This is a genomic window from Massilia sp. YIM B02763 (assembly GCF_030412015.1).
In the GTDB taxonomy this organism is placed as follows: Bacteria; Pseudomonadota; Gammaproteobacteria; order Burkholderiales; family Burkholderiaceae_D; genus Telluria.
This window is the reverse complement of the sequence record NZ_JASNRD010000007.1, coordinates 1-20,355: the sequence shown is the minus strand read 5'-3', so window position 1 is coordinate 20,355 and position 20,355 is coordinate 1. Positions and strand designations below refer to the sequence as shown.

Here is a 20,355-nt window from a genome sequence, read left to right as displayed (position 1 = left end):
GGGGACCCAATTTTTGCGGTCGTAGCCCGGAAATGGGATCCCCGCCTGCGCGGGGACGACAAGTTAGTGGCTGACCCTACGCCAATTCATTGCGCGGATCGCGCTCCATCAGCCGCGCCACCATCTCCGGCGCCGCATCCCCGTCGAACAGCACGCCCGCCACCGCATTGGTGATCGGCATGTCGACCCCCATCTTCGCCGCCAGCTCGCGCACGGCTTTCGCGCAGGGCACGCCTTCGGCCACGTGGCCCAGTTCCTTGACGATGGTCTCGAGCGGCTTGCCCTGCGCCAGCGCCAGGCCCACGCGGCGGTTGCGCGACAAATCGCCCGTGCAGGTGAGGATCAGGTCGCCCATGCCCGTCAGGCCCATGAAGGTACCGGGCTGGGCGCCCAGGGCCGTGCCGAGGCGGGTGATTTCGGCCAGGCCGCGCGTGATCAGGGCCGCGCGCGCATTCAGTCCCAGGCCCAGGCCGTCCGCGGTGCCGGTGGCGATGGCCAGGATGTTCTTCACCGCGCCGCCGACCTCGACGCCGACCAGGTCGTCGCAGGCGTACACGCGCATGTTATTGCCGTGCACCAGCGACACGACGCGCTCGCGCAATGCCTCGCTGCCGGAGGCCACGGTCAGGGCGCAAGGCAGGCCGCGCGCCACTTCCTGGGCGAACGAGGGGCCGGACAGCGCCGCGCCCGGTACGGCATCGCCCAGTACCTCGCGCACGACCTGGTGCGGCAGCAGGCCGGTGCCGTATTCGAAGCCCTTGCACAGCCACACGACATTGGGGATGGCGCGGCCTTTCAACTGTTCGAGCAGGGGACGCAGGCCGGCCACCGGGCTGGCCAGGATCAGCAGCGGCGTGGTGCCGGCAGGGGCATTGCCCACGTGGGCCACGGCCTCGTCCAGGTCGCTCGTCACGCGCAGGGTGTCCGGGAAGGGAAAGCCGGGCAGGTATTCGGTATTGTCGCGGGCGGCCGCGGCGGCGGCCATCTGCTCCGGATTGCGGCCCCACAGCATCACGTCATGGCGTGCGGCGAGGGCGATGGCGACCGCGGTGCCCCAGGCGCCGGCGCCCAGGATGGTGATCGGTTGGGGGGATTTGACTTCTAGCATGGGTCTCCTGACTCAGATTCAGATGCCCCACACCTCGCTGGACTTGATGTAGCCGGTGATCCCGTCGCGGTGGCGTACGCGCACCCAGGGGCCAGCTTCCGGATCGACCAGTTCGAGCAGGACATTCTTGTCGGCCGTCATCACGACCGGTGCATTGTCTTCCGGCGCCGCACGCATCCTGGCGTTCGCCGTGCGCACGATCACGTTGCGCTTGGCGGACAGGCCCTTGGCCTCGGTCCAGGCCATGTCGCCCGTCACGTCGCGCACCTTGACCCAGTCGCCATAGCTGAGCACGATCTCGACGGGCATGCCGGAGGGGGCGATGAACAGCTTGCCGCCCTTGGGCGACGGCGCATCGTACAGGATCACGGGGCGCGCGCCCACCGTCTTGAAATCGAAGGCATGGGCTGCGCACGACGCCGCCATCATGACACCAATGGCAACGAGATGAGCGAAGCGGAAGCGGCGGATGGAACGCATGGCGGAAGGCCTTGGGAAAACGTGTCGCGCCGAAAGGCAGGCATGAGAGGCGTCCGGCCCCGCCTCGCGAGGCGGCGCGGGACGCTCGACGGGGTATTACTGGACTGCGGTACCGCCGGCTTGCTCGGCCAGGGCCTGGCGACGCTGCTGGTAGAACACTTCGAAGTTGATCTCGGCCAGGTGCACCGGCGGGAAGCCCGCACGGGTGATCACGTCGGCGATGTTCGAACGCAGGTACGGGTAGATGATGTTCGGGCAGCCGATGCCCAGCAGCGGATCCATCTGCTCGGCCGGGATGTTGCGGGCTTCGAAGATGCCAGCCTGCTTGCCTTCGACCAGGAAAGCGACTTTGTCCTTGACCTTGGCGGTCACGGTGATGGTGACGGTCGATTCGTAGATGCCATCGGCAATGCCTTCGGCGCCGACGTCCAGCGAGACCTCGATGGTCGGGGCTTCCTGTTCCAGGAAGATCGCCGGGGAATTCGGTTGTTCCAGCGACAGGTCTTTCAGGTAGACACGCTGGATTTGGAATACGGGTTGCAGGGTTTCGTCAGCCATGGAACGCTTTCGTTTAATTGTAAGAAGAACGACGAACCTGTCGTCCAGAGTGCCTCGTTGTCAAGGCATCGGCAATTGTATCAAAACCAATGTGGATTCCAATAGCGTTGCCGCACGCCCAGGCAGGGCTTGCCGGTCTCCACGGCCAGCCCGCACGAAAGCCCAGGCGGGCTCTCGTCGAGGAGGGAAGGTCAGGCTGCTTCGCCCTTCAGCAGCGGGTCCAGGCGGCCGGCCTGGTCGAGCGCGTACAGGTCGTCGAAGCCGCCCACGTGGGTCTCGCCCACGTAGATCTGCGGCACGGTGCGGCGGCCGGTGCGCTGCATCATGATGGCGCGCTGTTCCGGATCGAGGTCGATGCGGATGCGCTCGATGTCGGTCACGCCCTTGGCTTCCAGCAGGCGCTCGGCGCGCACGCAGTAGGGGCAGCTGGCGGTGTGATAGAGAACGACGTGGGCTGTCATAACATATCCTTTCAATTATTTGATCAGGGGCAAGCCGGCAGCCGTCCAGGCCGCGATGCCGCCTTCCAGCGTATAGATATCGTCGAACCCTGCCGCTTTCAACTGGTTCGCGGCCTTGGCGGCGCGATTGCCGGCCTGGTCGACGACGATCACCGTCTTGGTTTTCGACTTGTCCAGCTCCCCGATGCGATTGGCCAAGTCTGCCAGCGGAATGTGTTTCGCGTCGCGCAGGTGCCCGGCGGCATACTCGTCGGTGCTGCGCACGTCGACCACGACGGTGCCCTTGCCGCGGTTGATCATCTGGGTGGCCAGCGTCGGCGATGCCTGGCGGCCGCGCGGTGCCAGCGACATCCAGAGCAGGGCGCCGCCCGAAACGACGGCAACGGCAACGGTAAGAAGATGGTCGAGGATGAAATTCACAAAGTTTCCGTTGGTTGAACTGAATCCCGGCATTATAAAATAGAAGTCGGATCGGTATTTCCCGCACACTTTTTTCGATATAAAGAACTGAGACGCTTATGTACAAAATCGTATTCATGCGCCATGGCGAGTCGACCTGGAACCTGGAAAACCGCTTCACCGGCTGGACCGACGTCGACCTGACCGAAAAAGGCATCGGCGAAGCGAAACTGGCCGGCCAGCTGCTGCGCGACGCCGGCTTCACCTTCGACCTGGCCTATACCTCGGTCCTCAAGCGCGCGATCCGCACGCTGTGGCTGGCCATGGACGAGATGGACATGATGTGGCTGCCCGTCAAGAACGACTGGCGCCTGAACGAGCGTCACTACGGCGCCCTGCAGGGCCTGGACAAGGCCGAGACCGCCGCCAAGTTCGGCGACGAGCAGGTGCTGGTCTGGCGCCGCAGCTACGACACCCCGCCGCCGGCACTGGAAGCGTCCGACGAGCGCACCTCGTTCGCCGATCCCCGCTATGCCGGCCTGGCCAGGGAACAGATCCCGCTGACCGAGTGCCTGAAGGACACCGTCGCCCGCGTGATGCCGGCCTGGGACGAGGAAATCGCCCCGGCCATCCGCGCCGGCCGGAAGATCCTGATCTCGGCCCACGGCAACAGCCTGCGCGCGCTGATCAAGATGCTGGACAACATCAGCGACGCCGACATCGTGGGCCTGAACATCCCCAACGGCACCCCGCTGGTGTACGAGCTGGACGCGGACCTGAAGCCGATCCGCCACTACTACCTGGGCGACCAGGAAGCGATCGCCGCCAAGATGGCCGCCGTCGCCAACCAAGGGAAGGCGAAGTAAGTCTTGCGTTCCTCCGTTCTGACCGCCGCCGGCAGCAAGCTGCTGTGCGGCTTGCTGGTCTGCGCATTGGCCCTGGGCACGGCCCAGGCCGCGCCGCGCCAGACCAACCGCAGCAAGGAAAAGGCCGCCGCCGAGGCGTCGCGCGCGGCCATCCAGCAAAAGCTCGGCGCGCTCAAGAAGGACATCTCGCGCACCGAGAGCGAAAAGGAAGACGCGGCCGACGAACTGGCCGCGTCGGAAGAGGCGATCTCGGACGCCAACCGCTCGCTGCGCGAACTCGCCGACGAGCAATCCTCGACCAATGCCAAGCTGCGCGACCTCGCTACCGAGCAGGAGCGCCTGGCCAATACCATCGCGGCGCAAAAGCAGCAGCTGTCCAGGCTGCTGCGCGAACACTATGTTGCGGGCAACGAAGACCGCATCAAGCTGCTGCTGTCGGGCGATAATCCGAACCGCATCAACCGCGACCTCCAGATGATGGCCTACGTGTCGCAGGCGCAGGCCAAGCTGTTGAATTCCCTGCGCGACAACCTGGCCGCCGTCGAGGCGAACCAGGCGGAAACGCAGAACGCCAAGGACGAGCTGGAAGAAATCGCCCAGGAGCAGCGCGACCAGAAGACGCTGCTGGAAAAGGAAAAGGCCAAGCGCGCCACGCTGCTGGCCAATTTGTCGAGCAAATTGACGGACCAGCGCAAGCAGGCCAGCCGCCTGGAGCAGGACGAACAGCGCATGACGGGCCTGGTGGACCGGCTGGCGCGCCTGATCCGCGAACAGGAAATCGCCGCCGCGGCCGAGCGCAAGCGCCGCGCGGAACTGGCCGCCGCCCGCGCCAAGGCCGCCGCCGAGGCGAAGGCGCGGGCGCTGGCTCGTGCCAAGGCCCTGCAGGAAGAACGCGCGCGCCTGGCGCGCGAAGCGGCCAAGACGGGCAAGCCGATGAAGCCGCTGCCCGCGCCGGCGCCGGTGGAGGACGAGCCGAAGGTCGCGGACGAACCGAAGGAAACCCCGCAGCGCGCGGCCGACACGGCGCTCGCCACCGACCTGCCGAGCGGCGCCTTCGCCAGCCTCAAGGGCCGCCTGCCGGCGCCGATCTCGGGCCGCGTGGCGGCGCGCTTCGGCGCCAAGCGCGGCGACGGCCCGGCCTGGCGCGGCATGTTCATCAAGGCACCGGAAGGCACCGACGTGCGCGCCATCGCCGCGGGCCGCGTCGTGTTCTCGAGCTGGATGCGCGGCTATGGCAACCTGATCATCGTCAACCACGGCGGCGAGTACCTGTCGATCTACGGGAACAACCAGAGCCTGATCAAAAGGGTGGGGGATTCCGTCAAATCGGGCGACGTCATCGCCAATGCCGGCAACACCGGCGGCAACGAGGAATCGGGGCTATACTTCGAGCTCAGGCATCTCGGCAAGGCCTTCGACCCGACGGGCTGGGTGAACTTCTGAGAGCCTATCCTCCAAGTTCCAGGAACATATGCGCAAGAAACTCAAGAATCTCGGGCTGATCGGCCTGGGCATGGCGGCCGGCGTGGCCGCGTCGGTGCAGTTTTCCGCATTTGCGCAGCAGGGCGGCGTGGCCAACAGCGCCGCCGCGCCGCTGCCGCTGGACGAATTGCGCCAGCTGGCCGACGTCTACGCCCTCATCAAGAGCGACTACGTCGAGAAGGTCGACGACAAGAAACTGCTGTCCGAAGCCATCGCCGGCATGGTCGCGTCGCTCGACCCGCATTCCGTCTACCTGGACCAGAACGATTTCGCCGAGATGCAGGAAACGGTGCAGGGCAAGTTCGTCGGCGTGGGCGTCGAGGTGGCGATGGAGGACGGCTACGTCAAGATCGTCTCGCCGATCGAGGACACGCCCGCCTACAAGGCCGGCATCAAGGCCGGCGACCTGATCACCCGCATCGACAACGTGCCCGTGAAGGGCCTGTCGCTGGACGAGGCGATCAAGCGCATGCGCGGCGAGCCGCACAGCAAGGTGATGCTGACCATCGCCCGCCGCGGCGCCGACGCGCCCTGGGTGGTGCCGGTGGAGCGCCAGGAAATCCGCGTGGTCAGCGTCAAGGGCAAGATGATCGAGCCGGGCTACGCCTGGCTGCGCATCAGCCAGTTCCAGGAAGAGACGGTGGACGAGATGGCCGCCAAGATCCGCGAACTGTATGCCCAGGACCCGAACATCAAGGGCATGGTGCTGGACCTGCGCAACGACCCGGGCGGCCTGCTGCCGGGCGCGATCGGCGTGTCGGCCGCCTTCCTGCCGAAGAACGAGGTGATCGTCTCGACCAAGGGCCAGTTGCCGGACTCGAACGTCATCTTCTACGGCCGCCGCGACTTCTATGCCAAGCCGGGCAGCGATCCGCTGGCGCAATTGCCGGCGGCGCTCAAGAAGGTGCCGCTGGTGGTGCTGGTCAACACGGGCTCGGCCTCGGCCTCGGAAATCGTCGCCGGCGCCCTGCAGGACTACAAGCGCGCCATCGTGATGGGCAGCCAGACCTTCGGCAAGGGTTCCGTGCAGACGCTGCGCCAGCTGACCGCCGATACGGCCGTCAAGCTGACCACGGCACGCTACTACACGCCCAAGGGCCGCTCGATCCAGGCGCTGGGCATCGTGCCCGACCTGAAGGTCGACGAGACCGCCGAGGGCGACGGCCTGAACGCGCTGCAGGTGCGCGAAGCCGACCTCGACCACCACCTGTCCAACGAGGCCAGCGCCAAGGCCGGCGCCAACGCCAAGGAGCGCCGCGACGAGCTGGAAGAAGAGCAGCGCGCCTTCGCCGCCATGAAGCACGCCAAGCCCCTCGAGTTCGGCGGCAAGGACGACTTCCAGCTGGCCCAGGCGATCAATCACTTCAAGGGCCTGCCCGTGCAGCTGGCCAAGGCAGACGCCGCCGGCGAGCCCGAGGACAAGTCGGCGCCGGCCAAGCTGCCGGGCACGGAAAACAAGCCACCCGAACTGAAGGACGGTGCCAAGCCGGCGGTGGTGCCCGTACCCAAGAAATGAACGACCAACAATTGCTGCGCTATTCGCGCCACATCCTGCTCGACGACATCGGCATCGAGGGCCAGCAGCGCATCCTGGCCGGCCATGCGCTGGTGATCGGCGCCGGCGGCCTCGGCTCGCCGGCCGCGCTGTACCTGGCGTCGAGCGGCGTGGGCCGCATCACGCTGGTCGACGACGACGAGGTCGACCTGACGAATCTGCAGCGCCAGGTGATGCACACGACGGCGCGCGTCGGCCAGCCGAAGGTCGCGTCCGGCCGCGAGGCGCTGTTGCAGATCAATCCGGAGGTCGAGGTCGTGGCCCTGCGCGAACGCCTGGAAGGCGATCGCCTGGGCGAGCTCGTGGGCAGCGCCGACGTCGTGCTCGATTGCAGCGACAACTTCGCCACCCGCCAGGCCGTCAACGGGGCCTGCGTCGCGGCCGGCGTGCCGCTGGTGTCGGGCGCCGCGATCCGCTTCGACGGCCAGCTGTCCGTGTTCGACGTGCGCGATCCGGCCTCTCCCTGCTATGCCTGCCTGTTTCCCCCCGACAGCCGCTTCGAGGACGTGGCCTGCAGCACGATGGGCGTGTTCGCGCCCATGGTCGGCATCATCGGCACGATGCAGGCGGCCGAGGCGCTCAAGCTGCTGGCCGGGGTCGGCCGCTCGCTGGCGGGGCGCCTGCTGATGCTGGACGGCCGTACGATGGAATGGACCGACATCGGCGTGGCCCGCAACCCGGTCTGCCCCGTCTGCGCTCATCGGCACTGAGCCGGCATTAAGAACGCTCTAAGCGCGGGTGTGTATCCTGATGGACCGGCTGTCTTACAATTGGAGACAGCCGTACGGGTAGCTGTGCCTACCCATTCGGCCTTATACTAGTTCGATTATCCCGACCGCATCCATCATTCAATTATGCAGAACATCCCGCATCGTTTCGCACGGAACCGCCAGCGCGGCTTCACCCTCGTCGAAATCATGGTCGTCGTGGTCATCATCGGCATCCTGGGCGCCCTGGTCGTGCCCAAGCTGCTGGGACGCACCGGCGAGTCGCGCGTGACCGCGGCGCGCACCGACATCAAGACCCTGAAGTCGGCGCTCCAGCTGTACAAGCTCGACAACCAGCGCTACCCGACCACCGAGCAGGGCCTGCAAGCCCTGGTGCAGAAGCCGACCAGCGGCCCGGCCGCCAATGGCTGGAAGGATGGCGGCTACATCGAGCGCCTGCCGAAGGATCCCTGGGGCAATGCCTACCAGTACCTGTCGCCGGGCCTGCATGGCGACATCGACATCTTCTCGCTGGGCGCGGACGGCCAGCCGGGCGGTACCGGCGAAGATGCCGACGTCGGCTCCTGGGACGACAAGTAAGCGCTCATCCACGCGCGCTTCGGAACAGGCAAACCCATGACCACTCGCGCGCGGCGGCCGGCCGGCGGCTTCACCCTGGTGGAGATCATGGTCGTGATGGTCATCATCGGCATCACGCTGGGGATGGTCTCGCTCAACGTCGTCCCCAGCCCGCGCCAGGAACTGCAGAAGGACGCCCAGCGCCTGGCGCTGCTGCTGCAGCTGGCGCGCGACGAAGCCATCGTGCGCAACCGCCTCGTCACCTTCGAAGCCACGCCCGAGCGCTACCGTTTCCTGGTGCGCAACGAGACGCGCTGGGACCTCATCACGGGCGACGACATGCTGCGCGAACGCGAATTCGGCAACGCGCCCGTGTCCCTGCTGCTGGACCCGACCAGCGCCGGCACCGTCAATCCCCTGCGCATCACCTTCGGCCGCGAACCGGTCGACAAGCCCTTCGTCCTGACCCTGGCCAGCGGCAACAGCCGCGTCGCGATCCGGGCCGACGGCGTCGGGCACTTCACGGTCGAATGAGCGGTCGAACGAGCATGCGCGCCCCCCATCGCCACCACGGTTTCACCCTGCTCGAAGTGCTGGTCGCGCTGGTGATCGTCGGCACCGCGCTGGGCGCCGGCCTGCGCGCCGTGGGCAGCCTGACGGCCAACAGCACGGGCTTGCGCAATGCCATGATGGCGACCTGGTCGGCCGAGAACCGCCTCGTGCAGATCCGCCTGGGCCGCGAATTCCCCGAGATCGGCAAGCGCGGCTTCGATTGTCCGCAGGGCGACCTGCGCCTGGTGTGCCAGGAAGAGGTGTTCGCCAGCCCGAATCCGCTGCTGCGCCGGGTCGAAGTCTCCGTGTTCGACATCGAGAACCCGAACCGGCGCATCGTCAAGCTGGTGCAACTGGTGCCGCGCCCGCGGCCGGGGGCATGAGCATGACCATGCGGATGGGCCGCCTGTCGCGCGCGCGCGCGCGCGCGTTCACCCTCGTCGAGCTGCTGGTCGCGATCAGCATCCTGGCCATCGTCGCCGTGCTCGGCTGGCGCGGCCTGGACGGCATCATCCGCGCGCGCCAGACCCTCACCGACCAGATGGAGACCACGCGCGGCATGCAGCTCGCCTTCGCCCAGATGCAGAGCGACACGGAGCGCATCGCCAGCCGCGACGTGGTCGGCAACCGGGCCTTCCTGCAGGTCGGCGGCGACCGCTTCACCCTCGTGCGCCAGGTCTTCAACGACAACCAGCCGGCGCGGCTGCAGGTGGTGTCCTACCGCGTCGTCAATGGCACGCTGGTGCGGCGCGAGTCGCAGCCCACGCGCGACCTCGTGCAGCTCGACGCGCTGTGGCAGGCCGCCGTCAGCGACAGCGACACGAGCGGCACCGTGGCGCTGGAAGAAAAGGTCGCATCGATGCAGATCGAGACCTGGGTCAATAATGCGTGGCGCCAGGCCGGGATCGACCCGAGCGCGAATGCCGGCGCGACGCCGGGCCGGTCCAACCCCATCGCCGAACAGCTCCAGAACAATGGCGTCGTGCAGACGGGCGATCCGACCGGGATGCAGGTGGCGATCCAGGTCCAGGGCCAGCAGGTGCCGATGCTCAAATCCTTCCTCCTCGTGCCATGAGAATCCGTCGCCCCATGCCCCTGCCCATGCGCCGGCGCGGCGTCGCCGTGGTCACCGCGCTGCTGCTGACCACGCTGGCCGTGTCCATCGTGGCCAGCCTGTTCTGGCAGCAGCAGGTGCAGGTGCGCACGATGGAAAACCAGCGCCTGCAGCTGCAGACCAAGTGGATCCAGCGTGGCGCCCTCGACTGGGCGATCCTGGTCCTGCAGGGCAGCAACCTGCCGTTTACCTCGCTCGACCAGCCCTGGGCCACGCCGCTGGCGGAAACCCGGCTCGACGAATACGTCGAACGCCAGCGGGTCGAGGGAGAAAGATATGACGCCACCCTGTCCGGTAATATTACGGACGCATGCGCACGCTACAATCTGACCAATCTGGCGGAAAACCGGCAGCCGGACGAAGGGCAGCTGACGGCATTCGGACGCTTGCTGACCAACCTGCAGATGGACAGCGGGTTGGCGCGCCGCGTAGCCCAGTATGTGGCGGCCGGTCAATCGGTGCGGGCGCCGGTGGACGACAATACCGATCAGCCGCAGACCAGGACGCAGGTCAGCGGCGTGCAAGGGTCGCCGATGCCGTTCGTCGAAGTCGACGACCTGCTGTCGGTACCGGGCTTCACGCCGGCGATGGTCGAGCGCCTGCGACCGTACGTCATCGTGCTGCCGGTGAAGTCGACGGTGAACGTGAACACGGCCGCGCCCGAAGTGCTGGCGGCGATGGTGACGGGAATGTCGGTGTCGGAAGCGAACGCGCTGGCGGTCAGGCGGAAGCAGGCGGCTTACCTGTCGATCGACCAGTTTATGAATGAAACGAACGGGAAGGCAGTGACGGCGCCTGACTCGCTGGGGATCAAGAGCGACTGGTACCTGGTCAACAGCCGCATCCGCCTGGACCGCGCCGCGCTCGACGCCGAATCGCTGATCCAGCGCGGCGCGAGCCCGCTGACCGGCGGCACCCGCGTGGTGTGGATCCGCCAATACTGAACAAGAAAGCGAGACGGTTTGACTACTCTCTACATCCGGCACCCCGCCCGCGCGGAGGGCGAGCATGCGCTGAGCCGCTTCGCCGTGGTCGGCGACGGCGGCGCCATCGAGCAGCAGGGCGAGGGGCCGCTGCGCAACCTGGGCGACCTGGTCGGGGCCAGCCGCCGCGTCGTGCTGATCCTGGCCGCGGCCGATGTCAGCCTGCTGTCGGTGCAGGCGCCGCCGCTGACCGGCGCGCGCCTGAAGGCGGCGCTGCCGGCGCTGGTCGAGGAACACATCCTGGGCGACCCGGACGACGCCGTGCTGGTGGCCGCGCCCGAGCAGCCGGACGGCACCCGGCCCATCGCCGTGGCCGACCGCGACTGGCTCGAAGGCCTCGTGCGCAGCCTGCTGGTGCAGGGCGCGCGCTCGGTGGCCGCCGTGCCGGCCCAATTGTGCCTGCCGCTGCTGCCGGGCAGCGTGTCGGCCGCCGTCTCCGGCGCCGAACTGACGCTGCGCCAGGGCCTGTTCCAGGGCTTCGGCCTGGCGCTCGACGCCAACCCTGTTGCCGTGCTGCAGACCGCGCGCGCCTTCGGCGGCGACGCCCCGCTGGCGCTGTACGTGCCGCGCGGCGAGGTCGGAGAATATGCGGCGCTGGCCCAGGAAGCGGGGCCCGGCATCACGATCGAGGCCGACGACTGGGCGCACTGGATCGCCGGCTCCAGGAGCACGGCGCTGGACCTGGTGTCGGGCCTGGGCGCCGCCGGCGTGCCGGCGCGCGACTGGCGCCGCTGGCGCTGGCCGATCCGCCTGGTGCTGCTTGCCGTCGCCATCAACCTGGTCGGCCTCAACCTGGACTGGCTGCGCCTGCGCCGTGAAGCCGATACGGTGCGCCAGTCGATGACCACGACCTTCCGTTCCGCCTATCCGCGCGAGACGGCGATCCTCGACCCGGTACTGCAGATGCGCCAGAACATCGCGCGCGCCCGCGCCAACACGGGCGAGATGTCGCCCGACGAATTCACCTATCTCGCGTCCGCGTTCGGCGAAGCCGCGCGCGCGAGCGGACGCCAACCCGGCATTGCGTCAATGGAGTACCGCGAACGCGCGCTCATCGTCAAAGTCAAACCCGAGACCGCCGACCCCGGCCTCGTCGGGCAACTGCGCACGGCCCTGGCCACGCGCCGCCTGAGCCTGGAGGAAGCCGCGCCGGGCAACTGGACCATCCGCAGCACAGGAGCCAAGCAATGAGCATCGCCACCACCATCGCCCAGGTCCGCGAGCGCGCCACCACGCAGTGGCTCGCCCGTACCGAGCAGGAACGGCGCCTGCTGGCGATCGGCGGCGCCGTCGTGCTGCTGGCGATCGTCTACCTGCTGCTGGTCGACCCGGCCGTCGAGGGGCGTGCGCGCCTGAACCGCTCCTTGCCGCAATTGCGCCAGCAGGCCGCCGAATTGCAGGCCATGGCGCAGGAAGCGAACGCCCTGGCGCGCGCGCCCGCCACCCAGGTCGCGCCGCTGTCGCGCGAGGCCATCGACGCCAGCCTGAATGGGCGCGGCCTGAAGCCGCAATCGCTGTCGGCCACCGGGGAATTCATCAAGGTGCAGTTCAACGACGTGCCGTTCGCCGCCCTGGCCACCTGGCTGGACGAGCAGCGCCGCGCCAACCGGGTGCAGGTGCAGGACGCCGCCATCACCTCGCTGCCGGCCGCGGGCCAGGTCGACGCCAGCCTGACGCTGCGTCAGAACACCGGCGCCGCCCAATGAGGCGCGCGCTGTCCTGGATCCTGCTGGCCGCGCTGGCGGTGGCGCTCACGGTCCTGGTATTCCTGCCGGCGGCCTGGCTCGGACCGATCGTCGAACGCCAGACGGGCGGCCGTTTGACTCTCGGGGATGCGCAGGGTACGCTGTGGCGCGGCTCAGCCTTCGTGGGAGGCGCGCCGGGCGAGGGCGGGGCGGTCACGCCGCTGTTGCCGGGACGGTTTTCCTGGCGGCTGTCGCCGCTGGTGCTGTTCGGGCAGGTGAACATGGAACTGGCCAACGACCAGGCGCTGTCGCAGCCGGTGCGCATTAGCGGCAGCTGGTCGCAGTGGCAGGTCAGCGCCGGCGAATTGCTGCTGCCGGCCGAGGGCCTGGCCGGCCTGGGCGCTCCCCTGAACACGCTGGCGCCGTCGGGTGCGATCCGCCTGTCCTGGAACCTGCTGGACATCGCCCGCGCGGGAAATGCGGTCGCGGTGAGCGGCCGCACGGTGCTGGTCATGAACGACATGGGATCGCGCATGAGTCCGATCAAGCCGCTGGGCAGCTACGAGATGGCCATGGATTGGCACGGGCAGCGCGCCGACCTGACGCTGCGTACCGTGCGCGGTGCGCTGCTGCTGTCGGGCAGCGGGGGACTGGAAAACGGCCGCCTGCGCTTCTCGGGCCAGGCGTCGGCCGCCGAAGGATACGAAGACACGCTGGGCAACCTGCTGGGCCTCCTGGGCCAGCGCCGAATGGTGAACGGCAAGAACATAATCGCACTCGAGTTTAGATAATGAAAAACACCCACGCAGTCGTCCAGTCCGCAGCCCCGTCTCGTCCGGCGCGCCTCCCCGCCATGCGCCGCCTCGCCGCCGGCGTCATGCTGTGCTGCGCCGTCGGCACGGCGCTCCCGCCGGTGACGGCGTTCGCCCAGGACGGCGCCGCACTGAATTTCGTCAACGCCGACATGGAATCGGTGATCAAGGCGGTCGGCCACTACACCGGCATGACCTTCATCATCGACCCGCGCGTCAAGGGCACGCTGACCCTCGTCTCGGAAAAATCGCTGACCAAGGCCCAGGCGTTCGCCCTGCTGACCTCCGCGCTGCGCCTGCAGGGCTATGCCGTCGTCACCGGCGACGGCTTCGCCAAGGTGGTGCCGGAAGCGGAAGCCAAGCTGCAGGCCTCGCCGACCCAGGTCGGCAGCGGCGGCGCGCGCGCCAAGGGCGACCAGGTCGCGACCCAGGTCTACCGCCTGCAGCACGAGTCGGCGGCCAACCTGACGGCCGTGCTGCGTCCCCTGATCTCGCCGAACAACTCGATCATGGCCGACCCGGGCAACAACAGCCTGGTGATCACCGACTATGCCGACAACCTGCGCCGCCTGTCGAAGATCATCGCCGCCCTCGACGCGCCCTCGACCAGCGACCTGGACGTGATCCCCATCCGCAACGGCATCGCCAGCGATGTCGCGACCCTCGTCACCCGCCTGATGGAACCGAGCCCGGGCGGCGACTCCGGCCGCGTCAACGTGCTGGCCGATCCGCGCACCAATTCCGTGATCGTGCGCGCGCCGTCGCTGGCGCGCGCCAACATGGCCAAGTCCCTGATCGCCAAGCTCGACCAGCCGACGGCGGAGCTGGGCAATATCCACGTCGTCTACCTGAAGAACGCCGACGCCAGCAAGGTCGCGCAGACGCTGCGCGCCGTGGTGTCGCAGGATGCCTCGGCCGTGCCCGTGCAGCAGCAGGGCACGTCGGGCGGCTCGATCCAGTCCGGCACCGCGGGCGGCTCCGGCAACGGCGGCCTGGGACAGAACAACCAGCAGAGCAGCATCGGCGCGGGCGGCACCGGCGGCATTTCCTCCCAGCAGGGCCAGGCGACGTCCAGCGGCGCCGGCGGCGGCCAGGGTTCCGGCTTCATCCAGGCCGACGCCTCGACCAACAGCCTCATCATCACGGCGCCGGATGCCGTCTACCGCAACCTGCGCGGCGTCATCGACCAGCTCGACGTGCGCCGTGCCCAGGTGTACATCGAGGCGCTGGTGGTCGAGGTCACGTCGAACAAGGCGTCCGAGTTTGGCGTGCAGTGGATCGGCCTGTCCGGCGACAGCACGAGCAAGTACCGCGTCGGCGGCGTGCAGTCGTTCAACAACAACGGCACCAACAACATCATCAACCTGGCCGCCGCCGCGGCTGGCGTCGGCGGTTCCAGCACGGGCACGACCGGCAGCACGCTGCCGCAATTGAACGGCTTGTCGATCGGTATCTTCCGCCAGATCAACGGCCAGCTGGGCCTGGGGGCGGTCGCCAGCGCCCTCGAGAACGACGGCAACGCCAACATCCTGTCGACGCCGAACATGATCACGCTGGACAACGAGCTGGCGACGATCAAGGTCGGCCAGAACATCCCGATCCTGACGGGCTCGTTCACGACGGGCACGAGCGGCGCCAACAACCCGTTCCAGACGGTGGACCGCAAGGATGTGGGCCTGCTGCTGAAGGTGCGCCCGCAGATCTCGGAAGGCGGTACCATCAAGCTCGCCATCTACCACGAGAACTCGGGCATCGACAACTCCGTCACGTCGGCCTCGGGCATCGTGACGACGGTGCGCGCGATCGAGAGCAACGTGCTGGCCGACGACGGCCAGATCATCGTGCTGGGCGGCCTGATCTCGGACGACGAGTCCGAGAACAACGAAAAGGTGCGCGGCCTGGGCGACATCCCGGTGATCGGCAACCTGTTCAAGTACCGCACCCGCGCGCGCGCCAAGCGCAACCTGATGGTGTTCCTGCGCCCGGTCGTCGTGCGCAGCAAGGAGCAGAACGCGAGCATCTCGATGGACCGCTACGAATACATGCGCGCCGCCGGCAGCCAGGCCCAGCCGGTCGACGACTCGATCCTGGTGCGCAACCTGGGCGCGCCGATGCTGCCGCCGCTGAACCAGGGCGGCCAGCCGCCGACGGGCGGCGCCATGGCGACGATGCCGCCGCCGGCGCCCGTCAGCGCGCGCCCCGGGGCCGCCACCGGCCCCGGCACGACCCAGCCGCGTACGCCGGGCCAGCCGGGCCAGCCGAATGCCCAGCCGCAGCCGGGCGTCGGCGAGTTCCGACCCGTGCAACCGCAGCCCGAGTACCGTCCGGCGGCACCCGTGCAGCAACAATGAGCAGATTGATCCGACATCATGAATAACCTGTTGCCTTACGCATTCGCACGCGACTACGGCGTGCTGGCGCGTTCCAACGGCGACCCGGCGCAAGCCGTCGAGGTGCTGGTCTCGAACGCGACCAAGCCGGCCGCGATCGCCGAAGTCTCGCGCCGCTTCGGGCGCATCAGCCTGCGCCGCATGGAGCGCGCCGAGCTGGAAGCGGCGATCGCCGCGGCCTACCAGTCGGCCGGCGGCGACGCGTCCCAGGTCGCCGACGAATTCGACGCCGACCTCGACCTGACCAAGCTGCTGCAGGACGTGCCGGCCATCGAGGACTTGCTGGAGTCGTCCGACGACGCCCCCGTCATCCGCATGATCAACGCGCTGCTCACGCAGTCGCTGCGCGAAGGGGCGTCCGACATCCACATCGAGCCGTTCGAGCAGACGTCCATCGTGCGCTTCCGCATCGACGGCGCGCTGCGCGACATCGTGCGTCCGCGCAAGGCCATCCACGCCTCGCTGATCTCGCGCATCAAGATCATGTCGCAGCTGGACATCGCCGAGAAGCGCCTGCCGCAGGACGGCCGCATCACGCTGCGCATCGGCGGCAAGCCCGTCGACGTGCGCGTGTCCACCTTGCCGACCGGCCACGGCGAACGCGCCGTGCTGCGTCTGCTCGACAAGGAAGCGGGCCGCCTCGATTTGTCGCACCTGGGCATGAGCGACGAGCTGCTGCCCCAGTTCGACAAGCTGATCAACCAGCCGCACGGCATCGTGCTCGTCACGGGCCCGACCGGTTCCGGCAAGACCACCACGCTGTACGCCGCCCTGTCGCGCCTGAACGCCACCACGACCAACGTGATGACGGTGGAAGACCCGATCGAATACGACTTGCCCGGCATCGGCCAGACGCAGGTCAATGCGCGCATCGACATGACCTTCGCCAAGGCACTGCGCGCGATCCTGCGCCAGGACCCGGACGTGATCATGATCGGCGAGATCCGCGACCTGGAAACGGCGCAGATCGCCGTGCAGGCTTCGCTGACGGGCCACCTGGTGCTGGCCACCCTGCACACCAACGACGCCGCCTCGGCCGTCACCCGCCTGCTCGACATGGGCATCGAACCGTTCCTGCTGTCGTCCTCGCTGCTGGGCGTGATGGCCCAGCGCCTGGTGCGCAAGCTGTGTCCGCACTGCAAGCGCCAGGAAGGACCGGGCCAGTGGGTCGCGGTCGGCTGCGACCGTTGCGGCCATACGGGCTACCAGGGCCGCGTCGGTATCTACGAGCTGCTGGAAACCAACGACGAGATCCGCGCCCAGATCCACAACCAGGTCTCGGAAGCGGAAATCCGCGACACGGCGCTCAAGTCCGGCATGCAGACGATGCGCCAGGACGGCGAGCGCTGGGTGCGCGAGGGCGTCACCACCGAAGCCGAGCTGCTGCGCGTGGCGAAGGCGGACTGATCCATGCCAGCCTTCCGCTACGAAGCCGTCGACACGGGCGGCATCACCCGCAAGGGCGTGCTCAATGCCGACAGCCCGCGCGCGGCGCGCGCCGACTTGCGCCTGCAAGGGCTGACGCCGCTGAACGTCGAAGCGATCTCGGCCCAGGTCGACGAAAGCGGGGCGGCGCGCGCGCGCGGCTTCGGCGAGCGCCTGTCCCAGGTCGAACTGGCGCTGTTTACGCGCCAGCTGGCCAGCTTGCTGGAAGCGGGACTGCCGCTCGAGCAGGCGTTCACGGCCTTGCTGGAACAGGCCGAACGCGCCTACGTGCGCGACCTGGTCGCCTCGATCCGCTCGGAAGTCATGGGCGGCACCTCGTTCTCCAGCGCGCTGTCGCGCCACCCGCGCGACTTCACCGACATCTACCGCGCGCTGGTCGGTTCCGGCGAACAGATCGGCCAGCTGGCGCGCGTGCTGTCGCGCCTGGCCGACTACATCGAGCGCCGCAATGCCCTCGTGCAGCGCGTGCGACTGGCGTTCACCTATCCGGCCATCGTCACCGTGGTCGCGTTCGCCATCGTGATCTTCCTGCTCACCTATGTCGTGCCGCAGATCGTCTCGGTGTTCGCCAACACCAAGCAGAAATTGCCCTTCCTCACCGTGGTGATGCTGGGCGTGTCGAACTTTACGCGTGCCTACGGGATCTACGTCGCCTTGCTCGTCATCGCCACCTGGTTCCTGTGGCGCCGCGCGCTGCAGAACCCGGCGCTCAAGCGGCGCTGGCATGCCTGGCTGCTGACGGCGCCCGTGTACGGCAAGTTCGAGCGCAGCCTGAACACGACGCGCTTCGCCAGCACGCTGGCGATCACCACCGGTTCCGGCGTGCCGATCCTGCGCGCGCTGGAAACGAGCCGCGACACCCTGTCCAACGTGGCGATGCGCGAACTGGTCGAGGATGCGACGGGCAGCGTGCGCGAGGGCGTCAGCCTGGCGCGTGCGCTGTCGGCGCAGAAACTGTTCCCGCCGATGCTGGTGCACATGATCCGCGCCGGCGAGATCACCGGCGAACTGCCCGCCATGCTGGAGCGGGCGTCGAATTCGCAGCAGGCCGATTTCGAGCGGCGCGCGCTGACCATCGCCGGCCTGCTGGAGCCGGTGCTGATCCTGGCCATGGGCCTGGTCGTCCTCCTGATCGTGCTGGCGGTCCTGATGCCGATTATCGAAATTAACCAGCTGGTGCGCTGACAAGGATATTGATGAACAAGCGTTTGCCCTTTCTGTTGAGTCTCGTGGGCGTGATCCTGCTGGCGGCGTCGCTCGCCTACTGGATCCTGCAGCTCTACCAGCCGCCGCAGCGTCCGCTCGCGGCCGTGCCGGCCTCGAACGTGCCGGACCCGTCGATCGACGCCGCCGCCACGCTGTTCGGCGGCCAGGTCGCCGTCGCCAGCGCCACCAATTACCAGCTGACGGGCATCGTCTCGGCCGGCCGCGAGAGCGTCGCCATCCTGGTCGCCGACAATGCGCCACCGAAGGCCCTCGTGGTGGGCAAGGAAATTTCGCCGGGCGTGACGCTGGCCGAAGTCCATCCGCGCTACGTGATGCTGTCCGACAACGGCGTGATGAAGCGCGTCGATCTGGCACCGGATGCCAAGGCGGCGGCGCCGATGGGTGCCGTGCTGACGGGCGTGCCGGGCATGCAGGCGGGAAATATACCGCAGGGTGTGCAGACCGCGCGTCCCATGCTCCCGCAACAGCAGGCTACCACGCCGGCCGGCACGCCGGCCCCGCAAGCCGCACCGAACGCCAATATGGTGCCGGAGCCGCCGATGTCGCCGGGCGCAGTGTCGCAGCAACAGCAGCAGCAACCGGTGCCGGAATTCGTGCCGCCGGGCGACGTCGGTTCGCGCGAGGGCCCGCCACCCACCAACCCGGGCGCGGCGCAGATGCCGGCCACGCCGCAACCGACCGCCAATCCGCCGACGCAGTGATCGCGGCGATCGTTGAGCGACGTCGCTTCAGCGCACCGCTCAGCCCATCGTTGAGCGCATAGTTGAGCGCATCCCTCAGCGCCTGAGGGCCGTGAACGCGGCGAACTCCCACGACCGGAATCCCACCAGCAAGGTAAAACCGTCGCGCTCCTGCGCCGGCAGGCGCCGGTCGTTGCGGTGCATGCGCGCCAGTTCCCCGGCCAGCTGGTGGATTTTCTCGGCCAGCTCGCCCGCCGAGGCGAGGGACAGGCGCGCAGGCAGGCACATCAGCGTTTCGCCGGCACCGTCGAAACGGCCCTGGAAATAATCGCTGACGACGTGTTCGCGGAAGAAGCGCTGCACGGGACCATCCGGCAGCCAGCGGAAGGCGTTCGAGACGCGTACCCGGTAGCGGTTCAAGGGCTTGAGTTCGATCACGCCCAGGCGGTCGAGCTCGACCAGCAAGCCGATGCATTCCGCTTCCGTCAGGCGGTAGGTCTCGACGATTTGTTCCATGTTCCAGTTGCCCAGGCAGCAGATCGCCACCAGCAGCAGGCGCGGGTGGTTCACCAGCGCATTTTCCTGGACCAGGGTCAAGGTATCCGCCTGGGGACGCGCATCGGCGGCGCGCCGCAACACGTCTTCCAGCGCGATGCCGGCGGCCTGGCAGATCTGGGCCAGGCGCGACAAGGTCATGTCCTTCTGGCCGAACATGCGCTTGATGCTCGATTCGCTCATGGCGATGCGTTCGGCCAGCATCTTGTAGGTAATGCCGGCGGCGCGCAGTTCGGCGCGCAGCACGTCCAGCAGCATGTCGGGAGAGCTCATGGAGGGTTCCGCTGATCAGTTTTACTCGGCGGACACCAATGTACAGAAGAGCGGGGACTTGTACAACAGCCGGGGCCGGCCGCGGCTTAGAGCGCCTAACAAAACCTGCATGGCTGCGTTGCATCGTCTCGCCGTACAGGCGTACTGTCTTCGACGATGCGCCTTGCCCTGCAGGTTTGTTAGGCGCTCTTAGTTGTCCTCGGCCACCAGCGGCAGCTTCTTCAGTGCGCGTTTCTCTTCCAGCCGCTTGCTGGCCGCGGGTTTCTCGTGCGACCCGGCCGCGCGCGCCTTGGCGAAGCCGGCGAACGGATTGCGCGGCTTGAGGGGCGGCGTGGGTTCGACGCGCAGGCGCATCTTTTGCCGGGTTGCCAGTGACTTGTTTGCCATGTCCGCTCCTTTGCGAAAAAAAAGGTTCTTCGCGGGGAATGGGGGAAGACGGAGTT

The 20,355-nt window shown here is 67.9% G+C and carries 23 protein-coding genes; 16 read left to right on the top strand and 7 right to left on the bottom strand.

What is annotated here, in order from left to right:
• Positions 1-76: 76 nt before the first annotated feature.
• The 5 genes from QPK32_RS11380 to QPK32_RS11360 all read right to left on the bottom strand — a co-directional run bounded on the left by QPK32_RS11380 (position 77) and on the right by QPK32_RS11360 (position 3,027).
• Complete coding sequence (locus QPK32_RS11380; protein WP_290412929.1) at positions 77-1,108, bottom strand: NAD(P)H-dependent glycerol-3-phosphate dehydrogenase; 1,032 nt, start codon at positions 1,106-1,108, stop codon at positions 77-79.
• An 18-nt stretch (positions 1,109-1,126) separates the two neighbouring features.
• Positions 1,127-1,588 carry an SH3 domain-containing protein gene (locus tag QPK32_RS11375; RefSeq protein WP_290412928.1) on the bottom strand — a complete coding sequence of 154 codons (462 nt, stop codon included), beginning with the start codon at positions 1,586-1,588 and terminating at the stop codon, positions 1,127-1,129.
• A gap of 96 nt (positions 1,589-1,684) precedes the next feature.
• Positions 1,685-2,146 carry a protein-export chaperone SecB gene (gene secB / locus QPK32_RS11370; protein ID WP_290412927.1) on the bottom strand — a complete coding sequence of 154 codons (462 nt, stop codon included), beginning with the start codon at positions 2,144-2,146 and terminating at the stop codon, positions 1,685-1,687.
• A gap of 191 nt (positions 2,147-2,337) precedes the next feature.
• Positions 2,338-2,607, bottom strand: a complete 270-nt coding sequence (grxC, locus tag QPK32_RS11365; RefSeq protein WP_290412926.1) for a glutaredoxin 3 — start codon at positions 2,605-2,607, stop codon at positions 2,338-2,340.
• A gap of 15 nt (positions 2,608-2,622) precedes the next feature.
• Positions 2,623-3,027, bottom strand: a complete 405-nt coding sequence (locus QPK32_RS11360; RefSeq protein ID WP_290412925.1) for a rhodanese-like domain-containing protein — start codon at positions 3,025-3,027, stop codon at positions 2,623-2,625.
• A gap of 98 nt (positions 3,028-3,125) precedes the next feature.
• On the opposite strand from QPK32_RS11360, the gene gpmA reads away from it, so the two are divergent.
• From gpmA to QPK32_RS11280, 16 genes are all read left to right on the top strand, one after another.
• On the top strand, positions 3,126-3,872 hold the full coding sequence (gpmA, locus tag QPK32_RS11355) for a 2,3-diphosphoglycerate-dependent phosphoglycerate mutase (protein ID WP_290412924.1): 747 nt from the start codon (positions 3,126-3,128) through the stop codon (positions 3,870-3,872).
• Positions 3,873-3,938: 66 nt separating this feature from the next.
• On the top strand, positions 3,939-5,315 hold the full coding sequence (locus QPK32_RS11350) for a murein hydrolase activator EnvC (protein ID WP_290413090.1): 1,377 nt from the start codon (positions 3,939-3,941) through the stop codon (positions 5,313-5,315).
• 28 nt (positions 5,316-5,343) lie between these two features.
• Positions 5,344-6,870: a S41 family peptidase gene (locus QPK32_RS11345; protein ID WP_290412923.1), complete on the top strand. Its 1,527-nt coding sequence runs from the start codon at positions 5,344-5,346 to the stop codon at positions 6,868-6,870.
• The gene (locus QPK32_RS11340) at positions 6,867-7,619 is read left to right on the top strand and encodes a molybdopterin-synthase adenylyltransferase MoeB (protein WP_290412922.1); all 753 of its coding nucleotides are present in this window, start codon (positions 6,867-6,869) and stop codon (positions 7,617-7,619) included. The genes QPK32_RS11345 and QPK32_RS11340 overlap by 4 nt, the downstream gene beginning before the upstream one ends.
• A gap of 144 nt (positions 7,620-7,763) precedes the next feature.
• Positions 7,764-8,216: a type II secretion system major pseudopilin GspG gene (gene gspG, locus QPK32_RS11335; RefSeq protein ID WP_290412921.1), complete on the top strand. Its 453-nt coding sequence runs from the start codon at positions 7,764-7,766 to the stop codon at positions 8,214-8,216.
• 36 nt (positions 8,217-8,252) lie between these two features.
• A complete protein-coding gene (gene gspH / locus QPK32_RS11330; RefSeq protein WP_290412920.1) occupies positions 8,253-8,729 on the top strand; it encodes a type II secretion system minor pseudopilin GspH in 477 nt (158 codons plus the stop codon).
• A gap of 14 nt (positions 8,730-8,743) precedes the next feature.
• Entirely contained in the window at positions 8,744-9,130 is a 387-nt protein-coding gene (gene gspI, locus QPK32_RS11325; protein ID WP_290412919.1) for a type II secretion system minor pseudopilin GspI, read from the top strand.
• Complete coding sequence (locus tag QPK32_RS11320) at positions 9,127-9,822, top strand: type II secretion system protein J (RefSeq protein WP_290412918.1); 696 nt, start codon at positions 9,127-9,129, stop codon at positions 9,820-9,822. Before gspI ends, QPK32_RS11320 begins: the two co-directional genes overlap by 4 nt.
• Before the next feature lie 14 nt (positions 9,823-9,836).
• On the top strand, positions 9,837-10,805 hold the full coding sequence (gene gspK / locus QPK32_RS11315; RefSeq protein ID WP_290412917.1) for a type II secretion system minor pseudopilin GspK: 969 nt from the start codon (positions 9,837-9,839) through the stop codon (positions 10,803-10,805).
• An 18-nt stretch (positions 10,806-10,823) separates the two neighbouring features.
• The gene (gene gspL, locus QPK32_RS11310) at positions 10,824-12,035 is read left to right on the top strand and encodes a type II secretion system protein GspL (RefSeq protein ID WP_290412916.1); all 1,212 of its coding nucleotides are present in this window, start codon (positions 10,824-10,826) and stop codon (positions 12,033-12,035) included.
• The gene (locus tag QPK32_RS11305; protein WP_290412915.1) at positions 12,032-12,550 is read left to right on the top strand and encodes a type II secretion system protein M; all 519 of its coding nucleotides are present in this window, start codon (positions 12,032-12,034) and stop codon (positions 12,548-12,550) included. The genes gspL and QPK32_RS11305 overlap by 4 nt, the downstream gene beginning before the upstream one ends.
• Positions 12,547-13,320, top strand: a complete 774-nt coding sequence (gene gspN, locus QPK32_RS11300; RefSeq protein ID WP_290412914.1) for a type II secretion system protein N — start codon at positions 12,547-12,549, stop codon at positions 13,318-13,320. Before QPK32_RS11305 ends, gspN begins: the two co-directional genes overlap by 4 nt.
• Complete coding sequence (gene gspD / locus QPK32_RS11295) at positions 13,320-15,692, top strand: type II secretion system secretin GspD (RefSeq protein WP_290412913.1); 2,373 nt, start codon at positions 13,320-13,322, stop codon at positions 15,690-15,692. Before gspN ends, gspD begins: the two co-directional genes overlap by 1 nt.
• Positions 15,693-15,710: 18 nt before the next feature.
• The gene (gspE, locus tag QPK32_RS11290; protein WP_290412912.1) at positions 15,711-17,138 is read left to right on the top strand and encodes a type II secretion system ATPase GspE; all 1,428 of its coding nucleotides are present in this window, start codon (positions 15,711-15,713) and stop codon (positions 17,136-17,138) included.
• Positions 17,139-17,141: 3 nt separating this feature from the next.
• Entirely contained in the window at positions 17,142-18,362 is a 1,221-nt protein-coding gene (gspF, locus tag QPK32_RS11285) for a type II secretion system inner membrane protein GspF (RefSeq protein ID WP_290412911.1), read from the top strand.
• Positions 18,363-18,373: 11 nt separating this feature from the next.
• Positions 18,374-19,105 (top strand): type II secretion system protein N, encoded by a 732-nt coding sequence (locus QPK32_RS11280; protein WP_290412910.1) that lies wholly within the window; start codon positions 18,374-18,376, stop codon positions 19,103-19,105.
• Positions 19,106-19,180: 75 nt separating this feature from the next.
• On the opposite strand, the gene QPK32_RS11275 is transcribed toward QPK32_RS11280, so the two are convergent.
• Complete coding sequence (locus QPK32_RS11275; protein ID WP_290412909.1) at positions 19,181-19,912, bottom strand: helix-turn-helix transcriptional regulator; 732 nt, start codon at positions 19,910-19,912, stop codon at positions 19,181-19,183.
• A gap of 189 nt (positions 19,913-20,101) precedes the next feature.
• Positions 20,102-20,299, bottom strand: coding sequence for a hypothetical protein (locus QPK32_RS11270; RefSeq protein ID WP_290412908.1), 198 nt, complete (start codon positions 20,297-20,299; stop codon positions 20,102-20,104).
• Positions 20,300-20,355: the final 56 nt, after the last annotated feature.

Bases quoted from the DNA above. Each gene is read 5' to 3' on its own strand.
- QPK32_RS11305 (WP_290412915.1), top strand. From the start codon at position 12,032: ATGAGCATCGCCACCACCATCGCCCAGGTCCGCGAGCGCGCCACCACG.
- gspN (WP_290412914.1), top strand. From the start codon at position 12,547: ATGAGGCGCGCGCTGTCCTGGATCCTGCTGGCCGCGCTGGCGGTGGCG.
- QPK32_RS11275 (WP_290412909.1), bottom strand. From the start codon at position 19,912: ATGAGCTCTCCCGACATGCTGCTGGACGTGCTGCGCGCCGAACTGCGC.
- gpmA (WP_290412924.1), top strand. From the start codon at position 3,126: ATGTACAAAATCGTATTCATGCGCCATGGCGAGTCGACCTGGAACCTG.
- QPK32_RS11345 (WP_290412923.1), top strand. From the start codon at position 5,344: ATGCGCAAGAAACTCAAGAATCTCGGGCTGATCGGCCTGGGCATGGCG.
- gspH (WP_290412920.1), top strand. From the start codon at position 8,253: ATGACCACTCGCGCGCGGCGGCCGGCCGGCGGCTTCACCCTGGTGGAG.
- gspF (WP_290412911.1), top strand. From the start codon at position 17,142: ATGCCAGCCTTCCGCTACGAAGCCGTCGACACGGGCGGCATCACCCGC.
- QPK32_RS11380 (WP_290412929.1), bottom strand. From the start codon at position 1,108: ATGCTAGAAGTCAAATCCCCCCAACCGATCACCATCCTGGGCGCCGGC.
- gspI (WP_290412919.1), top strand. From the start codon at position 8,744: ATGCGCGCCCCCCATCGCCACCACGGTTTCACCCTGCTCGAAGTGCTG.
- gspE (WP_290412912.1), top strand. From the start codon at position 15,711: ATGAATAACCTGTTGCCTTACGCATTCGCACGCGACTACGGCGTGCTG.
- QPK32_RS11320 (WP_290412918.1), top strand. From the start codon at position 9,127: ATGAGCATGACCATGCGGATGGGCCGCCTGTCGCGCGCGCGCGCGCGC.
- grxC (WP_290412926.1), bottom strand. From the start codon at position 2,607: ATGACAGCCCACGTCGTTCTCTATCACACCGCCAGCTGCCCCTACTGC.
- QPK32_RS11270 (WP_290412908.1), bottom strand. From the start codon at position 20,299: ATGGCAAACAAGTCACTGGCAACCCGGCAAAAGATGCGCCTGCGCGTC.
- QPK32_RS11375 (WP_290412928.1), bottom strand. From the start codon at position 1,588: ATGCGTTCCATCCGCCGCTTCCGCTTCGCTCATCTCGTTGCCATTGGT.
- gspK (WP_290412917.1), top strand. From the start codon at position 9,837: ATGCCCCTGCCCATGCGCCGGCGCGGCGTCGCCGTGGTCACCGCGCTG.
- gspD (WP_290412913.1), top strand. From the start codon at position 13,320: ATGAAAAACACCCACGCAGTCGTCCAGTCCGCAGCCCCGTCTCGTCCG.
- secB (WP_290412927.1), bottom strand. From the start codon at position 2,146: ATGGCTGACGAAACCCTGCAACCCGTATTCCAAATCCAGCGTGTCTAC.
- QPK32_RS11340 (WP_290412922.1), top strand. From the start codon at position 6,867: ATGAACGACCAACAATTGCTGCGCTATTCGCGCCACATCCTGCTCGAC.
- gspG (WP_290412921.1), top strand. From the start codon at position 7,764: ATGCAGAACATCCCGCATCGTTTCGCACGGAACCGCCAGCGCGGCTTC.
- QPK32_RS11280 (WP_290412910.1), top strand. From the start codon at position 18,374: ATGAACAAGCGTTTGCCCTTTCTGTTGAGTCTCGTGGGCGTGATCCTG.